Consider the following 305-nt stretch of genomic DNA (forward strand, 5'->3'; position numbering starts at 1 on the left):
GCGCCTGCGTCCTGCGGGTCTGATACGGCGGCGAAACGATCGCCCCTACGTATCTGACCTGCTTGCCGAATCACCCAACATGCATCACATTTGTGTCGCATTCATTTGCCCTGGCAGATGATGCAGGGGGGCACATTGGGGATTTGCGATGACCGGCACTGGCACACTGACCCGCGCTGATCTGGCGGAGAGCGTCAATCGTCACATTGGCTTGTCCCGCGCGGAAGCGGCGGCACTGGTCGAATCGATCCTGGAACATATGTCGACTGCGCTGGAGCGCGGCGAAAATGTGAAAATTTCGAGTT

The 305-nt window shown here is 58.4% G+C and carries 1 protein-coding gene; it reads left to right on the forward strand.

The window, feature by feature from the left end; genetic code table 11:
• Positions 1–148: 148 nt before the first annotated feature.
• A partial coding sequence (locus tag ACFC20_RS17565; protein ID WP_375194110.1) for an HU family DNA-binding protein occupies positions 149–305 on the forward strand: 157 nt, incomplete at its 3' end.

The organism is Marinobacter sp. (genome assembly GCF_041984545.1).
Classification (GTDB): Bacteria; Pseudomonadota; Gammaproteobacteria; order Pseudomonadales; family Oleiphilaceae; genus Marinobacter.